General features: G+C 57.1%; 18 protein-coding genes and 1 tRNA gene. 10 read left to right on the forward strand and 9 right to left on the reverse strand.

The window, feature by feature from the left end; all coding sequences use genetic code 11:
- Positions 1-102: 102 nt before the first annotated feature.
- Together speD and WLZ34_RS05850 are read left to right on the forward strand one after the other, a co-directional pair.
- Positions 103-486: an adenosylmethionine decarboxylase gene (speD, locus tag WLZ34_RS05845; RefSeq protein ID WP_428727042.1), complete on the forward strand. Its 384-nt coding sequence runs from the start codon at positions 103-105 to the stop codon at positions 484-486.
- Positions 479-1552 (forward strand): NAD(P)/FAD-dependent oxidoreductase, encoded by a 1074-nt coding sequence (locus tag WLZ34_RS05850; RefSeq protein ID WP_434731114.1) that lies wholly within the window; start codon positions 479-481, stop codon positions 1550-1552. Before speD ends, WLZ34_RS05850 begins: the two co-directional genes overlap by 8 nt.
- Here the strand turns inward: WLZ34_RS05850 and WLZ34_RS05855 are convergent.
- The 7 genes from WLZ34_RS05855 to WLZ34_RS05885 form a co-directional block, all read right to left on the reverse strand.
- Positions 1487-1903 carry a hypothetical protein gene (locus WLZ34_RS05855; RefSeq protein WP_434731115.1) on the reverse strand — a complete coding sequence of 139 codons (417 nt, stop codon included), beginning with the start codon at positions 1901-1903 and terminating at the stop codon, positions 1487-1489. The two genes, WLZ34_RS05850 and WLZ34_RS05855, sit on opposite strands and share 66 nt — an antisense overlap.
- A 105-nt stretch (positions 1904-2008) precedes the next feature.
- Complete coding sequence (locus tag WLZ34_RS05860) at positions 2009-3067, reverse strand: thiamine pyrophosphate-dependent enzyme (protein ID WP_434731116.1); 1059 nt, start codon at positions 3065-3067, stop codon at positions 2009-2011.
- 10 nt (positions 3068-3077) lie between these two features.
- Positions 3078-4286, reverse strand: coding sequence for a transketolase C-terminal domain-containing protein (locus WLZ34_RS05865; RefSeq protein WP_434731952.1), 1209 nt, complete (start codon positions 4284-4286; stop codon positions 3078-3080).
- A gap of 60 nt (positions 4287-4346) precedes the next feature.
- A complete protein-coding gene (locus WLZ34_RS05870) occupies positions 4347-4619 on the reverse strand; it encodes a 4Fe-4S binding protein (protein ID WP_428724448.1) in 273 nt (90 codons plus the stop codon).
- A complete protein-coding gene (locus tag WLZ34_RS05875; RefSeq protein ID WP_434731117.1) occupies positions 4620-5180 on the reverse strand; it encodes a 2-oxoacid:acceptor oxidoreductase family protein in 561 nt (186 codons plus the stop codon).
- Between the two features lie 88 nt (positions 5181-5268).
- Positions 5269-6594: a transposase gene (locus tag WLZ34_RS05880; protein WP_434731953.1), complete on the reverse strand. Its 1326-nt coding sequence runs from the start codon at positions 6592-6594 to the stop codon at positions 5269-5271.
- The gene (locus tag WLZ34_RS05885) at positions 6566-7168 is read right to left on the reverse strand and encodes an IS607 family transposase (protein ID WP_434731954.1); all 603 of its coding nucleotides are present in this window, start codon (positions 7166-7168) and stop codon (positions 6566-6568) included. The genes WLZ34_RS05880 and WLZ34_RS05885 overlap by 29 nt, the downstream gene beginning before the upstream one ends.
- A 199-nt stretch (positions 7169-7367) precedes the next feature.
- On the opposite strand from WLZ34_RS05885, the gene WLZ34_RS05890 reads away from it, so the two are divergent.
- From WLZ34_RS05890 to WLZ34_RS05905, 4 genes are read left to right on the forward strand one after another with little or no spacing between them, the layout of a single operon-like run.
- Complete coding sequence (locus WLZ34_RS05890) at positions 7368-7628, forward strand: 4Fe-4S dicluster domain-containing protein (protein WP_434731118.1); 261 nt, start codon at positions 7368-7370, stop codon at positions 7626-7628.
- Entirely contained in the window at positions 7625-8749 is a 1125-nt protein-coding gene (locus tag WLZ34_RS05895; RefSeq protein ID WP_434731119.1) for a 2-oxoacid:acceptor oxidoreductase subunit alpha, read from the forward strand. Before WLZ34_RS05890 ends, WLZ34_RS05895 begins: the two co-directional genes overlap by 4 nt.
- Entirely contained in the window at positions 8740-9567 is an 828-nt protein-coding gene (locus WLZ34_RS05900; protein WP_434731120.1) for a thiamine pyrophosphate-dependent enzyme, read from the forward strand. The genes WLZ34_RS05895 and WLZ34_RS05900 overlap by 10 nt, the downstream gene beginning before the upstream one ends.
- A gap of 3 nt (positions 9568-9570) precedes the next feature.
- Positions 9571-10110, forward strand: a complete 540-nt coding sequence (locus tag WLZ34_RS05905; RefSeq protein ID WP_434731121.1) for a 2-oxoacid:acceptor oxidoreductase family protein — start codon at positions 9571-9573, stop codon at positions 10108-10110.
- 4 nt (positions 10111-10114) lie between these two features.
- On the opposite strand, the gene lysS is transcribed toward WLZ34_RS05905, so the two are convergent.
- Complete coding sequence (lysS, locus tag WLZ34_RS05910; protein ID WP_434731122.1) at positions 10115-11569, reverse strand: lysine--tRNA ligase; 1455 nt, start codon at positions 11567-11569, stop codon at positions 10115-10117.
- Positions 11570-11653: 84 nt separating this feature from the next.
- Between lysS and WLZ34_RS05915 the strand changes: the two genes are divergently transcribed.
- Positions 11654-11726: transfer RNA gene (locus tag WLZ34_RS05915), tRNA-Ala, on the forward strand.
- A 61-nt stretch (positions 11727-11787) separates the two neighbouring features.
- Positions 11788-12525: a hypothetical protein gene (locus WLZ34_RS05920; RefSeq protein ID WP_428724455.1), complete on the forward strand. Its 738-nt coding sequence runs from the start codon at positions 11788-11790 to the stop codon at positions 12523-12525.
- On the opposite strand, the gene WLZ34_RS05925 is transcribed toward WLZ34_RS05920, so the two are convergent.
- Positions 12497-14200 carry a type II/IV secretion system ATPase subunit gene (locus WLZ34_RS05925; protein ID WP_434731955.1) on the reverse strand — a complete coding sequence of 568 codons (1704 nt, stop codon included), beginning with the start codon at positions 14198-14200 and terminating at the stop codon, positions 12497-12499. The genes WLZ34_RS05920 and WLZ34_RS05925 overlap by 29 nt on opposite strands.
- Positions 14201-14293: 93 nt before the next feature.
- On the opposite strand from WLZ34_RS05925, the gene WLZ34_RS05930 reads away from it, so the two are divergent.
- Complete coding sequence (locus WLZ34_RS05930; protein ID WP_434731123.1) at positions 14294-16060, forward strand: type II secretion system F family protein; 1767 nt, start codon at positions 14294-14296, stop codon at positions 16058-16060.
- The gene (locus WLZ34_RS05935) at positions 16053-16817 is read left to right on the forward strand and encodes a hypothetical protein (RefSeq protein ID WP_434731124.1); all 765 of its coding nucleotides are present in this window, start codon (positions 16053-16055) and stop codon (positions 16815-16817) included. Before WLZ34_RS05930 ends, WLZ34_RS05935 begins: the two co-directional genes overlap by 8 nt.
- Positions 16818-16827: the final 10 nt, after the last annotated feature.

Below are 16827 nucleotides of genomic sequence, written 5' to 3' on the forward strand. Positions count from 1 at the left end.
ATATACGCGGCCAACCCCCCATACCCTTGATCACGGGAAGGGGGGAGGGGGGAAACCTTTAAAAGCCCCCAGGGGGGGAGTTATTTAGTGGGTGATTCAGGGATGAGTGTTTACGTAGAGAGTTTGAAAAAGAAGGTAGTTGGGAAGCACGTTTACGGCGAGCTCTACGGCTGCGACCCAGATTTGTTGAGCGACCCCGTGTATTTGAGAAGGGTCGTCGAGGAGTCGGCTAGGGTGGGCAACTTCACGATCCTAGACGTGAAGACGTGGAAGATCGACCCGGGTGTCACAGTCTTCGCGGTGGTACTCGAGAGCCACATATCGATACACACGTGGCCCGAGTACTCCTTCGCCACGGTAGACGTGTACACGTGTGGGGAGAAGACCGACCCCCTGGCAGCCTTTAAGTACATCGCGAAGGCCCTGAGAGCCGCGAGATACACGTTGCGGACGTCTTCGAGGGACTACGAGGAGGAGAATGAGTAGAGTCGTAGTGGTCGGCGGCGGCCCCGCCGGCCTCACGGTAGCGTCACTGATCAGGGACCGGGATGTACTGGTCTACGAGGAGCACCCCAGGTTCGGAGAGCCGCGTCACTGTACAAGCATCGTCGGCCATTACACCGCGAGCTTTTTTGCCAAACTTTTAACACCCAGGGTCGTTAAACGGGGCTACAAGAGGTTCCTGTTCCACACCAGGCTAGGGAGCTACCTGGTGGAGTTTAGTAGAGAGGTCGCCTTCTACCTCGAGAGACCGCTACTCGAGGAGAAGCTAGCCGATAAGGCGAGCGGGCTCGGCCACAGCCTCCAGACGGGGGTGAGGGCTAAGCCGCTAGACACGTACAGCGTGAGGGCGGGTGATGGCATTGTACGCTTCGACAGGCTCGTTGTAGCCGACGGCTCTACGAGCGAGTTCTTCAGGTTCTTCAACGGGAGGAGACGGGAGTACTTGTATGGCCTACAGGCACTCGTTGAACACGAGGGAGGCGAGGACACAATACACGTAGAGTATAGCGTAGGCGGCGCGCTGTTCTCCTGGTTCGCGCCGATAGGCGACGGCCTCGGCTTAGCGGGGTACCTGACCGAGAAGCACGTCGGAAACCCCAGGTCTGCCGTCAAGAAGGTGCTCGGCGTTGCTGGGGTAGAGTACAGGAGGCTGCTGGGCTTCTTCGGAGGGGTGGTGGTCAAGCCGGGGCAATTGTCTAGGCCTCACATACGTGGTAGGGTCTTCTTTACAGGGGACGCCCTCGGACTGGTGAAGCCGTTCACCTACGGGGGTCTTTACTACGTCGCCAGGCTGGCTAGGGTTCTCGTCGAGTCGCTTGAGAACCCGGCGACTTACGAGAGGGAGGTCAAGAGGCTAGCGCGTCTGAACTCGCTGGAGAGGGGGTTCTCGGGCATTGGAGTACCAGAGCTAGCACCGCCTATATTAAAAGTCGTAAGCTCTAGCGGGTTGTTCAACCCCCTCGACTACGACGAGCACTTCAGGCTAATCCTGAAGACCGCTGCGTCGCCCCTCCTCGTCTACCTTACCCTCTTTAAAAGCGTCGCATAACGCTTTAGAGAGCGTCATGCCGGCCTCTAACACCCTTTGCGAGACCTCCAGGGACACGTCCAGATTCTTGACCGAGACCCCTATGATGAAGACCCTCTTTACAGCACCCTCTCTCACCAGCATGTCAACGAGCATCCTGAGGGGGAGACTATGCGTGGTGGGGATGCAGTACTCGGAGACCTTGTCCAGGTCTACTAGGACTACGTCCCCCTCGCCCAGCTTGTCCGAGTAGACCGCGTCCACCACCACCAGGTTCTCGGGCCTGGCCGATAAGATGTGTGAGAGGCAGTTCTCTAGGCCGTACTCGCAGGTTACATTGGGGACTCCACACTTGGAAAGCTCCTCGCACACGAGAAGCCCTATCCTGTCGTCTCCTCTCAGCGGGGACCCAACGCAGGCAACAAGGCTACTCCTTAAATCGACCTTGTCTAAAAAACTCGTTCTACTCCTCGCCGTTCACCTTGGGGCGTTACTGGCCTTCCTGAGCAGCTCCTCCCAGGCGGCGTCGACTAGCTCCTGCAGCTCCTTAACCAGGTGCTTGTTCTCGGGCTTCAGAAGGTGCCTGAACCTACCCTGCAGCTCGAGGTACTTCTCGATCGGCTGCTTCAGCTTGGGGTTCCTGGCGATGGCCAGGCTCCTGTCAGTGAGCAAGTAGCCTGTCTCGGGCGTCCACTCCCACAGCGGGAAGTAGCAGGTGTCGACAGCCCTCCTCGTCACCTCTAGTGTCAGCGCTGTGTCGTGCCTCCAACCCCTGTCGCAGCTGCTGAGGGCGTGTATGAAAGCGGGGCCCTTCACTTCTATACCCTTCCTCGCCTTCTTCATGAAGTCCATCCAGTGGGCCGGCGTCGCGGTCGCCACGTAGGGTATCCTGTGAGCCACCATTATCTCTGCTATGGGCTTCTTGTTCTCCATCTTACCCGGTAGCACGCTCCCGACGGGCGACGTCGTGGTCCAAGCGTACTTGGGCGTGCCGCCGCTCCTCTGTATCCCGGTGTTCATGTACGCCTCGTTGTCGTAGAGTATGTAGAGGAAGTCGTGGCCCCTCTCAGCCGCACCGCTGAGGGCCTGGAAGCCGATGTCGAAGGTGCCGCCGTCGCCCGCGAAGACGACGACGTCGACGTGCTCGTAGGGCAGTCTCCCGGTCTTCTTCATGGCCTCTACCGCGGCCGCTATACCGGAGGCTGTCGCCGCGGCGTTCTCGAACGCGTTGTGGATCCACGGGACAGCCCAACTGGTGTACGGGAAGATTGTGGTCGAGACCTCGAGGCAGCCTGTTGCCGTGACGACTATAGTGGGGCCTCTGAAGGCGAAGCTCGCGAGCTTGACTACTATTGGGGCAGCGCAGCCAGCGCACAGCCTGTGGCCCGGCAGTAGAATAGGCCTTCTCGTCTCAGCTAGTTGCCTGAGGTTGAAGACCAGAGGCATCTCCACTTTTTGCCCGGGCTCGAACAGCCAGAGCTTGTACGCCGGCTCGCCCTTCTTGACGGGGAACTCGGGCAGGGTCTTTACGACCACGCCTACCACCTCACTCCCTCACGCCGAGGTGCCTGAGCTTGGGCTCGAACACCCCCTTCTCGAGCTCCTTGAACAACCCTCTTATCATCCCCTCGACGAGGTCCGGGACGAGGTCTCTACCGCCCAGCCCGTAGATGTAGTTGACCAGCGCCGGCCTGCTCTTCAGGTCGTACAGGGCTGTATTGACCTCGAGGAATAGCGGGCCGTAGCTACCCGGGCTCACCCCCTTCTCCATTACCGCCACCACTTTAGCGTTCTTCAACACCTCAGCGACCTCCTTGAACGGGAAGGGCCTGAACATCCTGAGCTTCACCAGACCCACCTTAAGGCCCTCCTTCCTCAGCCTCCTAACGACGCTCCTCACGGTCCCGACGCCGCTACCCATACCCACTAGGACCACGTCGGCGTCCTCCACCTCGAACGGGTCTAGTATACCGTCGCCGTACCTCCTCCCAGTCAGCTTGAACCACTCCTCGTTGACCTCGCGTACTACCTCGGGGACGCTCTTCATTGCCTCCACCTGCTGGACCTTGTGCTCGAAGTAGTAGTCGTACAAGTCCAGGTTGCCGAAGCTCAGGGGCCTAGCTGGGTTGAGTGCGAGAGGTACCTCCTCGTCGAAGTAGTCGACCCTCACCTTGCTCACCTTCCTGTAGCCGTCGAGGAACTCGTGGACGACCTCGTCGGGGAGCATGTAGATGTTCTCGAGTGTGTGGCTGAGGAAGAAGCCGTCCAGGTTAACGGCCACGGGCAAGAGCACCCTCTCGTCCTCGGCTATCTTGAAGGCCTGGATGGTGGTGTCGTAGGCCTCCTGTACGTTCTCGGCGAATAGCTGTATCCAGCCCGAGTCCCTCATGAGGTACGCGTCGCTGTGGTCGTTGTGTATGTTGATCGGGGCCGAGAGGGCCCTGTTGACTACTGCCATGACTATGGGTAGCCTCAGGGCAGACGCGATGTACAGTATCTCCACCATGAGGGCGAGCCCCTGCGAGGAGGTCGCTGTGAAGGCCCTGGCGCCGGCGGCCGCGGCCCCGACGCAGGCGCTCATAGCGGAGTGCTCCGACTCCACTGGGACGAACTCGGTCTTCACCTCGCCGTCCGCCACGAACTCCGAGAACTTCTCGACTATGATCGTCTGTGGTGTTATGGGGTACGCGGCGACGACGTCGACCAGGCTCTGCTTGACGGCGTAGGCCACGGCCTCGTCGCCGTTCACGGTCATCATGACCTGCTTCTCCAAGGGGGCTCGGGGTTTAACCACGGCCTGGGTCACGGCTACCACCTAGAACTCGGGTACCATGCTTATGGCCTTGACCGGGCACTCGTTGGCGCAGATACCGCAGCCCTTACAGTAGTCGTAGTTCACAACCACGTTCTCACCGTCCCAGACTATCGCCATGTCGGGGCAGAACAACCAGCAGAGCATGCACTTCGTGCACTTGTTGTAGTCTATAACCGGTTTTAGGGCTCTCCAGTCCCCCGTCTTGTAGTCGGTCGACAGCCTGAAGGCTACGCCGGCTTTGGGGAGGCTTCTCCAACCGGCTTGTTGGGACATCTACTTCACCTTCACAGTCAAGTCATGCGACTTCCTTATTAAATCGATGTTCTTGTCCGCGACAGCTCCCTTGAACCTCTCCTTCACCGCCTTCTCAAGGCTGCCCCAGGAGACAATACTCCACGCCTTCATCAACCCGCCTATCATTGCCGTGTTGGTTATGTTGGCCTTCAGGATCTCGAGTGCGAGCCTCGTAGCGGGCGTGGTGTAGACCTTCACACCTTGTGGGAGGTCTCCGAGCCTCTTGAAGAGCGACTCCTTGTCCCCCTCGTAGTTCAGGATCAGGACGCCGTTCTCCTTGATACCCGCGTACACCTTGGGGGATATGAGGCTGTCGTCCAGGACGATCACGACATCCGGGTTGTAGACCATGCTGTGGATCTCGATCGGCTCGTCGCTTATCCTCGTAAAGGCCAGCATGGGGGCTCCAGACCTCTCGGGGCCGAAGGCTGGGAAGCTCTGGGCGTGCTTCCCGTCAAGGGCGGCCGCCATTGCTAGGATGTTGCTCGAGGTCCACGCTCCCTGTCCACCCCTCCCGTACCACGTGATCTCAATGAGCATCTAGACACCGGATTCAATCTATCACGTGAGTCTATTTAAATATCTATCTAGAACAAGTTGGAAACGGGGGTTCGGGTTTCATAGGGCTTTATATTAGTTGATGCCAGCCCTCTACCCTTGGCTTCATTGCCTTCAGGGTTCCTTTCATCGGAGCCCATATCATTGGCTTCCGCCCGCTCGGGGCGACCCCAGCCCACAGCTCCGCCTTCATTGAATCCTCAGGATCATCGCTGTGGGGGAACCCCCGCATCTTGGCCTTTTTTCCCTTTCCTCCACCCTCTAGGTATTTCTTCCTAATGTTCACCGACGCCACTTTCTGCCTATCCATCTCGAGCCCGCACCTCGGGCACTTGAATGTACGCCCCACTTGGGTCTTCACGACATACCCGCATCTGGGGCAGGTGCGGGACGTGTTCTTGGGATCCACAAAAACTGTTAGAGCAGACTCTGACATTCTTCTGTGTATGCTCCTCCAAGGCGTTCTAGCGTTCCTCTTCCTCCTCTTCTTCTCAACCTTCTTATTGCTAACGAGATCCTCTTTACCTAGATCCTCGAAGACGTGGATAGAGTTTGGTAGTATCCTTCTCAGACCTGCCACTAGCTTGTTTACAAAGTCCCTCTCCCTGTTCCCCTCCCTAGCCGCGTACTTCTCGTAAACCCTCTTCTTGCCCTTGCTCTGCGCAACCGCTTTCTTCCTCTCATAGACGATTTTCATGCTCTGAAGAGGTCTGAGGTCGACGTGTATAAAGCCTATTGATGGCTCGTAGCCGTCCAATGAGAGCTCGTTGCTATCCCAGCCGACGACCCTCTTAATCTCGACCTCCTTAGAGCTCTTGAAGGGGATGACGATCCTGTCGTCCTTGATTACGACCTCGCCAACAATCCAGTCTCTAACCCTGTGCTCGAACCACGTCGACCTCCACGACACGGTCAGGTACTCTCCCGGTCTCAGCGTTATTCTAATGGTCTTAGCTTGATAATCTATCTTCATAAGCGTTGTCTTGCACCTAGCGAACCTCCTCCTAATCCTCGGCTTGGTCTTCCCAGCTCTCCCTTTCAGGTACCTCTTCCTCCAAGACTCCATGACCGAATAGGCTGTCCTGATAACAGCGTCGACCCAGTGGCTCGCGTACGGGTTATCCTTCATAAGCGTATCTCTAAGCATCTTCTTGAACACTTTATCCTTTGGTATCATGGGGATCCGGGTCTTCAAACCAGTAATTACTGTCGTCCTTCCCCTCTTTCTAACAAGCTTTGGGAAGCGATACCCCCACGCGATATTATCCCAGATCATGTCTATGGCCTTCTGCAGAGTCCTCAAATACCACGTCACTAGCTCTCTAGCCCTCTCGTCTCTTACTGGAACCGAGTAAGCTCTCACGAGCTCAAGGGTCTTCAATGAGCCTCTTTGCACCCTCAACCACCTCCTTGTACTTGTGGCTCCGCATGCCGTAGAGTTTCCCCGCGAAGTGAGAGATTATTGTTATGAGGTCTTCCGCCAACTCTTCTCTCGGGTCTTTATCCTCTTTATTTAGAACAACTACCTCAACGCCAAAGGGTCTTAGAAGCTCCTCAAGCGTTTTGAAACCGAACCTAGTCAGCCTGTCCGGGTACGCCACAACGATTTTCGATATTCTTTTCTCCGTGGCAAGCCTTAGTATCTTCCTGAACCCCTTCCTATCCTCGTCGAGACCACTACCAATATCGGTTACGACCTCGTACTCTTGAATGTTGTTTTGCCTAGCCCACTCCTCCAAGGCTCTAACCTGCCTATCCAAGTCGTCTTTTTGCGCGTGTGATGATACCCTAGCGTATAACACGACCTTCCTAGCCTTGGTTAAACCCATTAGCTTATCAACGTCCTCTTCCCTAAACCTCCACTTTCCACCGGGTGTCAGAACTGGAGTTATGTATCCCCTCTTGACATAGTTTCTGAGGGTAGCGTAACTTATCCCCAGCTTCTGGCAAACCTCCTTAGGTCTCAGCACTTCTTCTCCCAATCAAAAGAGAGGTTGATATCAACATAATCTTTTATAAAACTTAAAATAGCTTTGCGAGGCTATATGCTGCCCCGCGTGAACGTATTTGTACGGGTGAACAGATACACAAGTGTTAAACACGTCGTGTTCGTATTGTTAAAAGGAGCACCTGGTAGTATGAATTTAGTGGCTAAGGGTGTGTTGGCTATTGACGCAAACGCTAGCACTAGCTGTAGACGAGTATGCTGGTGGTAGGTTCGTCGTCAATGTGATCAGGGACAGGTGCAAGGAGTGCGAGTTTTGTATCGCCATCTGCCCCGTTAAAATACTGGTGAAGGGTCAGAATTCAAACCGTTTCGGCTACAGGCCCCCGGTGGTGACAGAGCCCGACAAGTGCATCGGCTGTAGGCTGTGCGAGTACGTCTGCTCCGAGTTCGCGATATACGTGACGAAGGGTGGCAGGAGTTGAGACGGGAGTTCTTGTCGGGTAACAGGGCTATCGCTGAGGCCGCGATACTGTCGGGGCTCAAGTTCTACGCGGGCTACCCGATAACGCCGGCTTCAGACCTCATGGAGTACCTAGCCGAGAAGCTGCCGAGCTACGGCGGTATAGTGGTCCAGTTCGAGGACGAGATAGCCAGTATAAACGCCGCGATAGGCGCGTCGTGGGCGGGCGTCAAAGCCATGACCGCCACGAGCGGGCCCGGCTTCTCGCTGATGGCGGAGGGGGTAAGTCTCGCGGTCGCCACCGAGACCCCGGTCGTGGTAGTCGACATCATGAGGGCGGGGCCTAGCACCGGGATACCGACGAAGGCGACGCAGTCGGACGTGTACCAGGCCCGCTGGCTAGCGCACGGGGACTACACGATCCCGGTGTTCGCCCCCTGGAGCGTCCAGGACTGCTACGACATGACCATAAAGTCCTTCAACGTGGCGGAGAAGTTCAGGACGCCTGTAGTGCTCCTCTCGGACGCCAACATAGCCCACATGTGGGAGACGCTCTACGTCAGGGAGCCGGGTGAGGTGGAGATTATAGAGAGGAAGAAGCCCTCGGTGCCCCCAGAGGAGTACAGGCCCTACCAGCCAGGCGAGGACCTAGTACCGCCGATGGCCGTCTTCGGCGAGGGCTACAAGGTGATAGTCGAGTCCCTCGTCCACGACGAGCTGGGGTACTACCGCCAGGACTCCGGGACTTACCGCGAGATGATCGCGAGGCTCAACGAGAAGATAAGGAGGGGTATAGGCTACATCTACGAGCAGGAGGAGTACTGGGTCGAGGACTCGGACGCCGTCGTAGTAGCGTACGGGTCGACAGCGCGCATGGTGTACCCGGTAGTCAAGGCTCTGAGGCAGAAAGGCGCTAGGGTGGGCTTCTTGAGGCTGAAGACACTCTGGCCGCTGGACGAAGAGAGGCTGTGGAGGGCCCTCTCGAGGGCGGGCAAGGTCATTGTCGTCGAGAACAACACGGGGAGAGTCTACTTGGACGTCGCTAGGATCGCCGGTTCGGCGAGGACGTTTTTCTCCCCGGTTATAACGGTCGACCCCCCTAAGTTCAACGAGGTGATGGAGGCCGTCGCCAAATGGCTCTAGCCAAGCTCACCCTGCACCCCCTTGACAAGTACCTGAGGACCGACAGGCTCCCCCACATATGGTGCCCCGGTTGCGGGATAGGCATAGCACTAGGCGCCATGCTGAGGGCCATTGACAGGAGGATAAACGAGGGGAAGCTCGACAGGAACAAGGTCGTCTTTGTTACCGGTATCGGCTGCTCCGCTAGAGTCTCCTTCTACGTCGACTTCGACTCTGCCCACACGCTCCACGGGCGAGCCATACCGTTCGCCACCGGCGTCAAGCTCGCAAACCCGAGCCTAGAAGTCATAGTCGTCGGTGGCGACGGGGACATAGCAGGTATAGGAGGCAACCACCTGTTGCACGCTGCCAAGAGGAACATGGACCTGTTCGTCGTGATGATAACCAACTTCGTGTACGCCATGACCGGCGGTCAACTGGCCCCAACCACGCCGTTGAAAGTCTACACGACGACCACCCCTCACGGGAACCCCGAGCCGCCTCTCAACGTAGTAAAGCTGGTCGCGAGCCTCAACGCGAACTACGTCGCGAGGGCCAGCATCACAACACCGCACTACATCGAGATGTTCACTTACAAGGCTCTGGGGATGAGGGGTTTCAGGTTCCTCGAGGTGATAAGCACGTGCCCCGAGGTCTACGGCAGGCACATCGGGTTGAGGAACCCGGTCACGATGTTCGAGGAGCTGAAGAAGAGGGTGAGGTACAAGCCCAACCCGGTAATAGACGAGTCCGACATAGACTGGGAGAAGGGGATCGTCATAGGGGAGTACGTCGTCAGGAACAACCCGTCGTACCTCGACCTTGTGAAGAGGGGTTGAGAGTTGAGGCACGAGATACTCATCGTCGGGAGAGGGGGTCAGGGCGTCCTACTACTGGGTAGGCTGATCGGCCTCATCGCGTCTAAGTACATGAACTACTACACGTCCGGGACAGAGCACTACGCCTCCGAGACGAGGGGTGGTGAGAGCAGGGTCGACATGGTCATAGCCGACAGCCTCGAGGAGGCCTTCAACTTCGTCTCGGCCACGAACCCGCACATAATGATACTCCTCTACCCCTACAACCTCGACAGCTACCTCAAGCTAGCCCAGAGAGAGACGTTCGTCTTCCTTGACAAGACCTTCCACCAGGGGGAGGTCAGGACCGAGGCCAAGCTCTACGCCCACGAGTACACGCGGCTGGCAGAGAGGCTGCTAAACAACCCGAGAGTCGCGAACATGCTCCTCTTAGGCCACGTCGTCAAGGTAACGAACCTACTGCCCCTCGACTACGTGAAGATGGGTATAGCAGAGCTGCTGGACAAGAGGTATCACGAGGCGAACTTCAAAGCCCTTGAGGCCGGCTTCAACCTCCCGGCTTGATGGCTTATTTCATCATCGGGAACGGTATGACCTCCTTTATCGACGAGACACCTGCTAGGACCATGCTAACCCTGTCTAGCCCGACTCCAAGCCCCCCGGTAGGGGGCATCCCGTACTCCAGCGCCTCCACGAAGTCCCAGTCAAACGGGTGCGCCTCCTCGTCGCCCCTCTTCCTCCTCTCCTCCTCGGCCCTGAAGTACTCTGCCTGTAGAACCGGGTCGTTCAGCTCCGTGTAGGCGTTGGCGATCTCCATGCCGGCGATGAACAGCTCGAACCTCTCTGCTAAGTCAGGGTTGTACCTGTGGGGCTTCGCCAGCGGCGAGGACGACCTCGGGTAGTCGGTGATGAACACAGGCTGCACCAGGTACTTCCTGCCCACGAGCTTGTCGAACAGCTTCACTATAGCCCTCCCCCTGTCGTACCCGCCTGCCAGGCTTATCGCGTTCTTGGCCAACAGGTCTCTGATCTCGTCGTCGCCGAGCTTCTCGACGTCTATACCGGCGTACTCCTTGAAGGCCTCGTACATCGTCATCCTCTTGAACGGGCGCGACAGGTCTATCCTCTCCTTGACGTCTCCAACGGGCACCTCGACGACGTTCCTCCCCACGACCTTCTCGGCCAGGTGGCTTATAAGCTCCTCTGTCAAGTCCATCATGTCGTTGTAGTCCGCGTAGGCCTGGTAGGCCTCCAGCATCGTGAACTCGGGGTTGTGCTGGGCGTCGATGTCCTCGTTCCTGAAAACCTTACCGATCTCGAAAACTTTGTTGAACCCCCCGATAATGAACCTCTTCAAGTGTAGTTCGAGGCTGATCCTGAGGTACCACTCGGTGTTCAGAGCCCAGACGTGGGTCTTGAAAGGCCTGGCCTCTGCGCCGCCGTAGATCGGCTGTATGACAGGGGTCTCGACCTCGACGAAGCCCTCCCCCCACATAAACCTCCTCGTCTCCTCCAGGACCTTGAACTTAACTTCGAGCACTCTCCTAACGTCTGGTGTCAGCATCATGTCGAGGTACCTCTTCCTATACCTCACCTCCGGGTCGAGCAGCCTGTGCCCGTACTTCACAGGCGGTGCGCGGAGGCTCTTCGCCAGCAGATGAAGCCCCCTGACGTCTACAGTCAGCTCACCTCTCCTAGTCCTGTACAACACGCCCTTCACGTTCACGAAGTCTCCGAGGTCTACGTACTTGCCGAAGAACTCGAAGACGTCTCCGGCCTTGCTCTTGTCTATCGATGCCTGGATGCGTAGCCCGTCGTCAACTATGTCGAGGAACACAAGGCCACCGTGTCTCCGTACGGCTGCTACCCTGCCGGCCACAGCGACTTCGGCCCCCTCCACGGGGCTGTCTAGGACGCTCCTCAAGCTTGCCGGTTGGTAGAGGGGCTTGTGGGGATACGGGTTGATGTTCTTCGAGATCAGCTCCTCTCTAACACGCTTCCTGTGCTCGACCTCGCCACTCAACTAAGCACACCCGTCTACCACGTGAATAGGCGGAACCGGCTTGATTGAAGTATTAAAATCCTCCACTTATTTAAATAGTATTGAGGGCCGGTAGCTCAGCTGGAAGAGCGCCGCCCTCGCACGGCGGAGGTCCCGGGTTCAAATCCCGGCCGGTCCACTTCTCGGGGGCTCACTTATAAATCGACGTAAGCATAATTCTAGCCTCAGGGCTGTGTTTTTTGGTCACGGAGCAGGAGATCTACAACCTCATAACGAGGCTCAACATAGACTACTCTAGGCTGGAGTTGCTGAAGGACCTGAGCGCCGAGGCCAGCCTCCTCCTCAGGAGCAAGCTGGTCAAGGTCGTCAAGCTGGGCTACGACGACGTCCTGAACATCACGTCTCTCAGCCCAGACAAGAACATACTAGTGACCGTGAGGCTCGAGGACTACAAGTTTACCGTGTACATCGAGAAGGGGGTCCTGGTCTCCTCCTCGATGGTCAGCCTCACACAGTCCTCGACGAGAGTAGCGGGTTTAAAACCTCTCGTGGTCTTAGCTATGTCAGCGAAAGACAGGCCTGTTACGGCTTACGTCTACGAGGTGCTACCCCTGGTGGAAGAGGAGAAGACTAGTCAAGTACCCGAGAAGCCGAGGGCCGAGGCCCAGAAAGCGGAGGCGCCCGCTGTGCAACAGCCCCTCCTGGCCGTGGAGGCCGAGAAGATAAAGTCGTTCAACGTAGAGCTGGAGAGGCTGGTCAACGACTACTCTAACTTCTACGGCTGTAGGGTAGTGTCTTTCGGCGTCTCTCTATCGAAGGGCGTGCTCTACGTGAGAGTGAGCGTTAAGAAGGCTGGGCTCATGAAGAAGTGCGAGCACTTGAAGTTGAAGGAGGCGATCGAGAGAGACCTCGAACTCCTGGCCTCGAAGTACGACGTCAATATGCCGGTCAAGATCCTTGTCTCCCTTGAGCAGTAGGCTTCCCCCCAGAAGATATCTCGATGGTCTTCTCGATCTCGACGGGGGCTTTCTCGGCGATTCTCGGGACCTCTACGTGTGCTTCTTCGAGCTCTCCGAGAGCCCTCTTGTAGACAGCCTCGGGGTCGTGGTAGTAGTCGAAAACAATCCCTGCTACATCCCAAGCATCGGTTATCCCTCTAACCCTCATCCAGTTGAGAATGGTGGCCTTCCTCTCGATCTCCTCGAGTATGTCCTCGAAGTCGAGACCCCTCTTCTCTGCTATGTCCCTGAGGTGTATGCTCTTCGAGAGGTCTACTATGAAGCTGTCTGTCCGCGGGTCCCACTGCGCGATTTTGATGTACTTGTCGGCGTCCTCCACCTCCTGTAGTACTGTGACCCTCCTCCGCACAGAGACAACGCCTTTCTCGACCCTTGTGAGGACTCTCTGTATGTGTATGAACACGTTCATCAACTTCATGTAGGCCGGCGGTATGTTCATCGGAGGACTGGTGAGCCTCTTTATCGCGTAGTCGAGCGTCTCGGCGTGGATGGTTGACAGGCCGCCGTGCCCGGTCGCCATGCTCTGGAAGAGCACGAAGGCCTCCTCTCCCCTGACCTCGCCGACGATAATGTAGTCTGGCCTGTACCTCAGGCTGAGCTTGACCAAGTCGTAGAGCCTAACGCTCGTCCCTACGCTCTGGCCGACCACGAAGGTCTCTCTACTGGTTAACTGCGTCCAGTTGACGTGGGGGAGGTTGAGCTCCGGTGTGTCCTCGATCGTGACGATCTTCTTCCCGGGCTTGATGAATAGCGAGATCGCGTTCAGCAACGAGGTCTTGCCGGCACCGGTGCCGCCAGCCACCATCGCCGTCTTGCCGTGCTCGATGAGCGTCCAGAGGTAGGCCCCTACCACCGAGTCTATTACTTTCCCCTCTATGAGCTCGACGGGGCTGAAAGGCCTCTCCCTGAACTTCCTTATAGTGAAGGTGGGGCCCTTGACGGACACCTCCCTCGCGAACGTAGCGGCGAGCCTGTGCTTCTCTGGTAGCATCGCGTCGACTATTGGGTAAGCCACGCTGATGTGCTTCCCGGACATGTGGGCGAGCTTCATGACGAACTCGTTCAGGTAGTCCTCGCTTTCGAAGATTATGTTCGTGGGGATGCTCTCGAACTTCTTGTGCCAGACGAAGACAGGGGTCTTGACACCGTTGCAGGATATGTCCTCGATGTTGGGGTCCCTCATCAGGGGGTCTATGGGACCGTAGCCTATCAGGTTCCTCTCCAGGTAATACATCAGCTTGATCCTCCGGGAGCCCACAAGCCCCAGCCTCTCCTTGTACTTGTCGGCTATCCTCTGTATCTCCGAGTAGACGTATTCCCTTAGGTCTTTGACGACACCCGGCCTCGCCGGAGGCCTCATCTCGTCCATCACGATGTCTGTGAGCTTCTCTAGGACCGCCTTGTCTTCCTCGGTCAGCCCGAACTCCTCTACATAGTACACAATGCCTTCTTTAGTCTCTGCGACCGTGACCTTGACGAAAGGCTTGTAAACGTAGTAGGAGTCTAGGACCTTAGAGCCCGGCTCCCTAATTAGGAGCCGGAGGGGCTCCTCGACTGGTGTTATGGCTTTGACGAGCTCTCCCAACTCGCTCTTCGGCTTCCTCACCCTCTGCAAGGGGAGTTTAATCGACAGTTTTGGCAAAAGCTCCCTCCCAACAATTATATTTCATGTTAGCAACAATATAAAGTTGGGGGATGCGATATTTAACTGTGTGGGGGTCGCTTAATGGGTTTTCTCGACAAGGTGTACAAGCGGTTTGAGCCCCTAGGTCTGAAGATACTCGAGGTTTACCCGTCTATCAGCACCTCTATCAGGAGGTCAGACCTCCACATACACCCGCCCGTCTACGCTTCCCTGATCGCCTTCTCCCTGGCAATCTCCACGGGGGTGGCCGTAGCTCTCCTCGCATTAGCCGTCCTCTTGAGGCTCGTGGTCTTAGGAGTCGTAGCGATCGTCTTGCCCTCCCTCGTATTCCTACTCTTCGTGGCCTACCCGAGCCTGCGCGTCTCGAACAAGGCCTCGGCTATCGACACCGAGTTCCCCTACACTATGAGCTACTTGAGCGTCCTAGTCCAGAGCGGTATGAGCCCGTACGTAGCGTTCGAGAGAGTGGCGAGGAGCGGCAAGATAATGCCCCACAGCGCCGAGATAGGGCAGAGGTTCACGCTACTGGTAAGAGTCCTCGGCAAAGACCCCCTGACGGCCTTCAGCCTACTAAGCGAGAGGTCTCCCAGCCCTATCGTGAGAGACGTGCTGGCAGGCTACGTCACAACGGTGAGGGCCGGCGGCGACGTGATCGACTACTTGAACAAAAAGGCTAGAGCACTATTCAACGACCTCCTCGTGAGGATCAAGATAACAGCCGACAGGCTGGGAGGCCTCCTCGAGTCTTACCTCGCAGTAGTCCTCTTGACGCTTCTTACAATGACGGTCATGTACTTCGTTACACAGAGTTTCGCCGGCGTCCTCCCGTTCGGTCTGACTGGTGGAGGTATTTTCATGCTCTTGTACATACTCCTCCCTCTCCTCTCCTTCGCCGTCATATACTTCGCCGACCTCCTCCAGTTCAAGGAGCCCTGGATGGACTGGAGACCCTACATAGTCGCGTTGGGCCTCACAATGCCCTTAGCAGCGCTGTTCCTGTTCTTCGGCTGGGTCCTCTACACGAGTATACCCCCTTACCACCCCCTGAAGTACAACCCCGTGCTCAGTGGAATGTACACTATGCTGGTCTGGCCGGCAGAGCTATACCACTTGCCGGGCTACACCTACGGCAGCGTAGCGCTGGGAATGGCGCTGATCTACGCCACCATCCCAGCGGTCGCCTACTACGAGTACGTATCGAGAGAGTACAAGATCATAAACGGCATCACGAGGTTCATAAGAGACCTGGTCGAGGTCAGGAAGACGGGCCTCTCCCCCGAGAGGAGCATTCTCGAGCTGAGTAGGAGGAACTACGGTGTGTTCACTAGCTACCTGAGGAAGATGGCTCTCGAGCTCGAGCTAGGTATACCGCTGGGGAGGATCATAGACGAGCTCCTCAGGAAGATAAGGGTGTGGAGGGCCAAGATCCTCCTGTACATGCTCACGGACAGCATCGAGGTAGGCGGCGGCACCATCGAGGTCCTAGAGTCTCTCGCCGGTTTCGCCGAGAGCGTCGAGGCAATGGACCTGGAGAAGAAGCGTAGCTTGAGGACGCTGATGATAGTCCCGTACATGGGCGCCATACTCTCGTCCATGACCGTCATATTGATGGCGAGCTTCATGGGGCAGCTCCCGGTCAGCGTCGGCGCTTACCAGGCAGCCGCTAGCCAGGTACTGCCCAGTATAGTGCTGAACAGCTACATAATGGGCCTGGTCGCGGGCAAAGTGGCAAACGAGTCAACGGCCTCCGGCTTCAAGCACGCGCTGATCCTGACAATAGCCTCGGTCGCGTTCTTCGTCCTCACGCCGATGTTCGGGGGCGGGCTGCTGGGAATGGCTGGTGGTTGAACTGAGAGGGCTAAGCGAGGTAGTCTCGGCGGTCATACTCTTCGCTGTCACCCTGAGCATATCTATAGCCGGGTTCATGTACGTGATGTTCTACCTGGACAGGAACCAGGCCTCCGTGGAATTCGGCTACGTCAAGTCCGTGTTCAGGAACATAGCGGTCTCAGCCCTGGAACAACCGTTCAAGCTCGAGTACAGCTACCCGTTTAACTACGTCTCCATCGGGTTCGCCACGAGGCCCTTCAACCTCACACTCGTGGTCAACAACACGAGGGTCGTAGTGGGGAACATCACGGCTCTGACAGCCGTGGTCAGGAGGAACCTCGTACAGGGGTTCAACCTCGTATACGGGGTCAACTCGAGCCTCCTACCCTCGGGACACCCCGGTATGCTGGTCTACGAGTACTACCAGCAGGGGGCTAGCGTCCTCGTCTTAGACCCATCCGTAGTCACATACCAGGTAGTCTACGTGAACTCCACACTGGGCGTTAAAGCCAGGGTTACCTTCGTGGTATCGAACTTCACAGGGCTGAATAGACCGGACCGACCACCCGAGGTCTACGGGCAGGGCCTGCTAGTGCTGAGACACGACCCTAGTAGGGACATCGACCTGGTGTACACCAACGTAACGAGCTTGTCCATCTACATAAACGGTAAGCAAGTCCAGCTACCCGCCGACGTCCAAACCGTGTTGTCCAGCTCGAGCTACGGGGTAGAGGTCGAGCTCCGGGTCGTTGAAATAGGTGTGATGGTAGGTTGAGTGGGCGGGG

This window comes from Thermogladius sp. KZ2Tp1, from assembly GCF_051131135.1.
Lineage (GTDB): Archaea > Thermoproteota > Thermoprotei_A > Sulfolobales > Desulfurococcaceae > Thermogladius.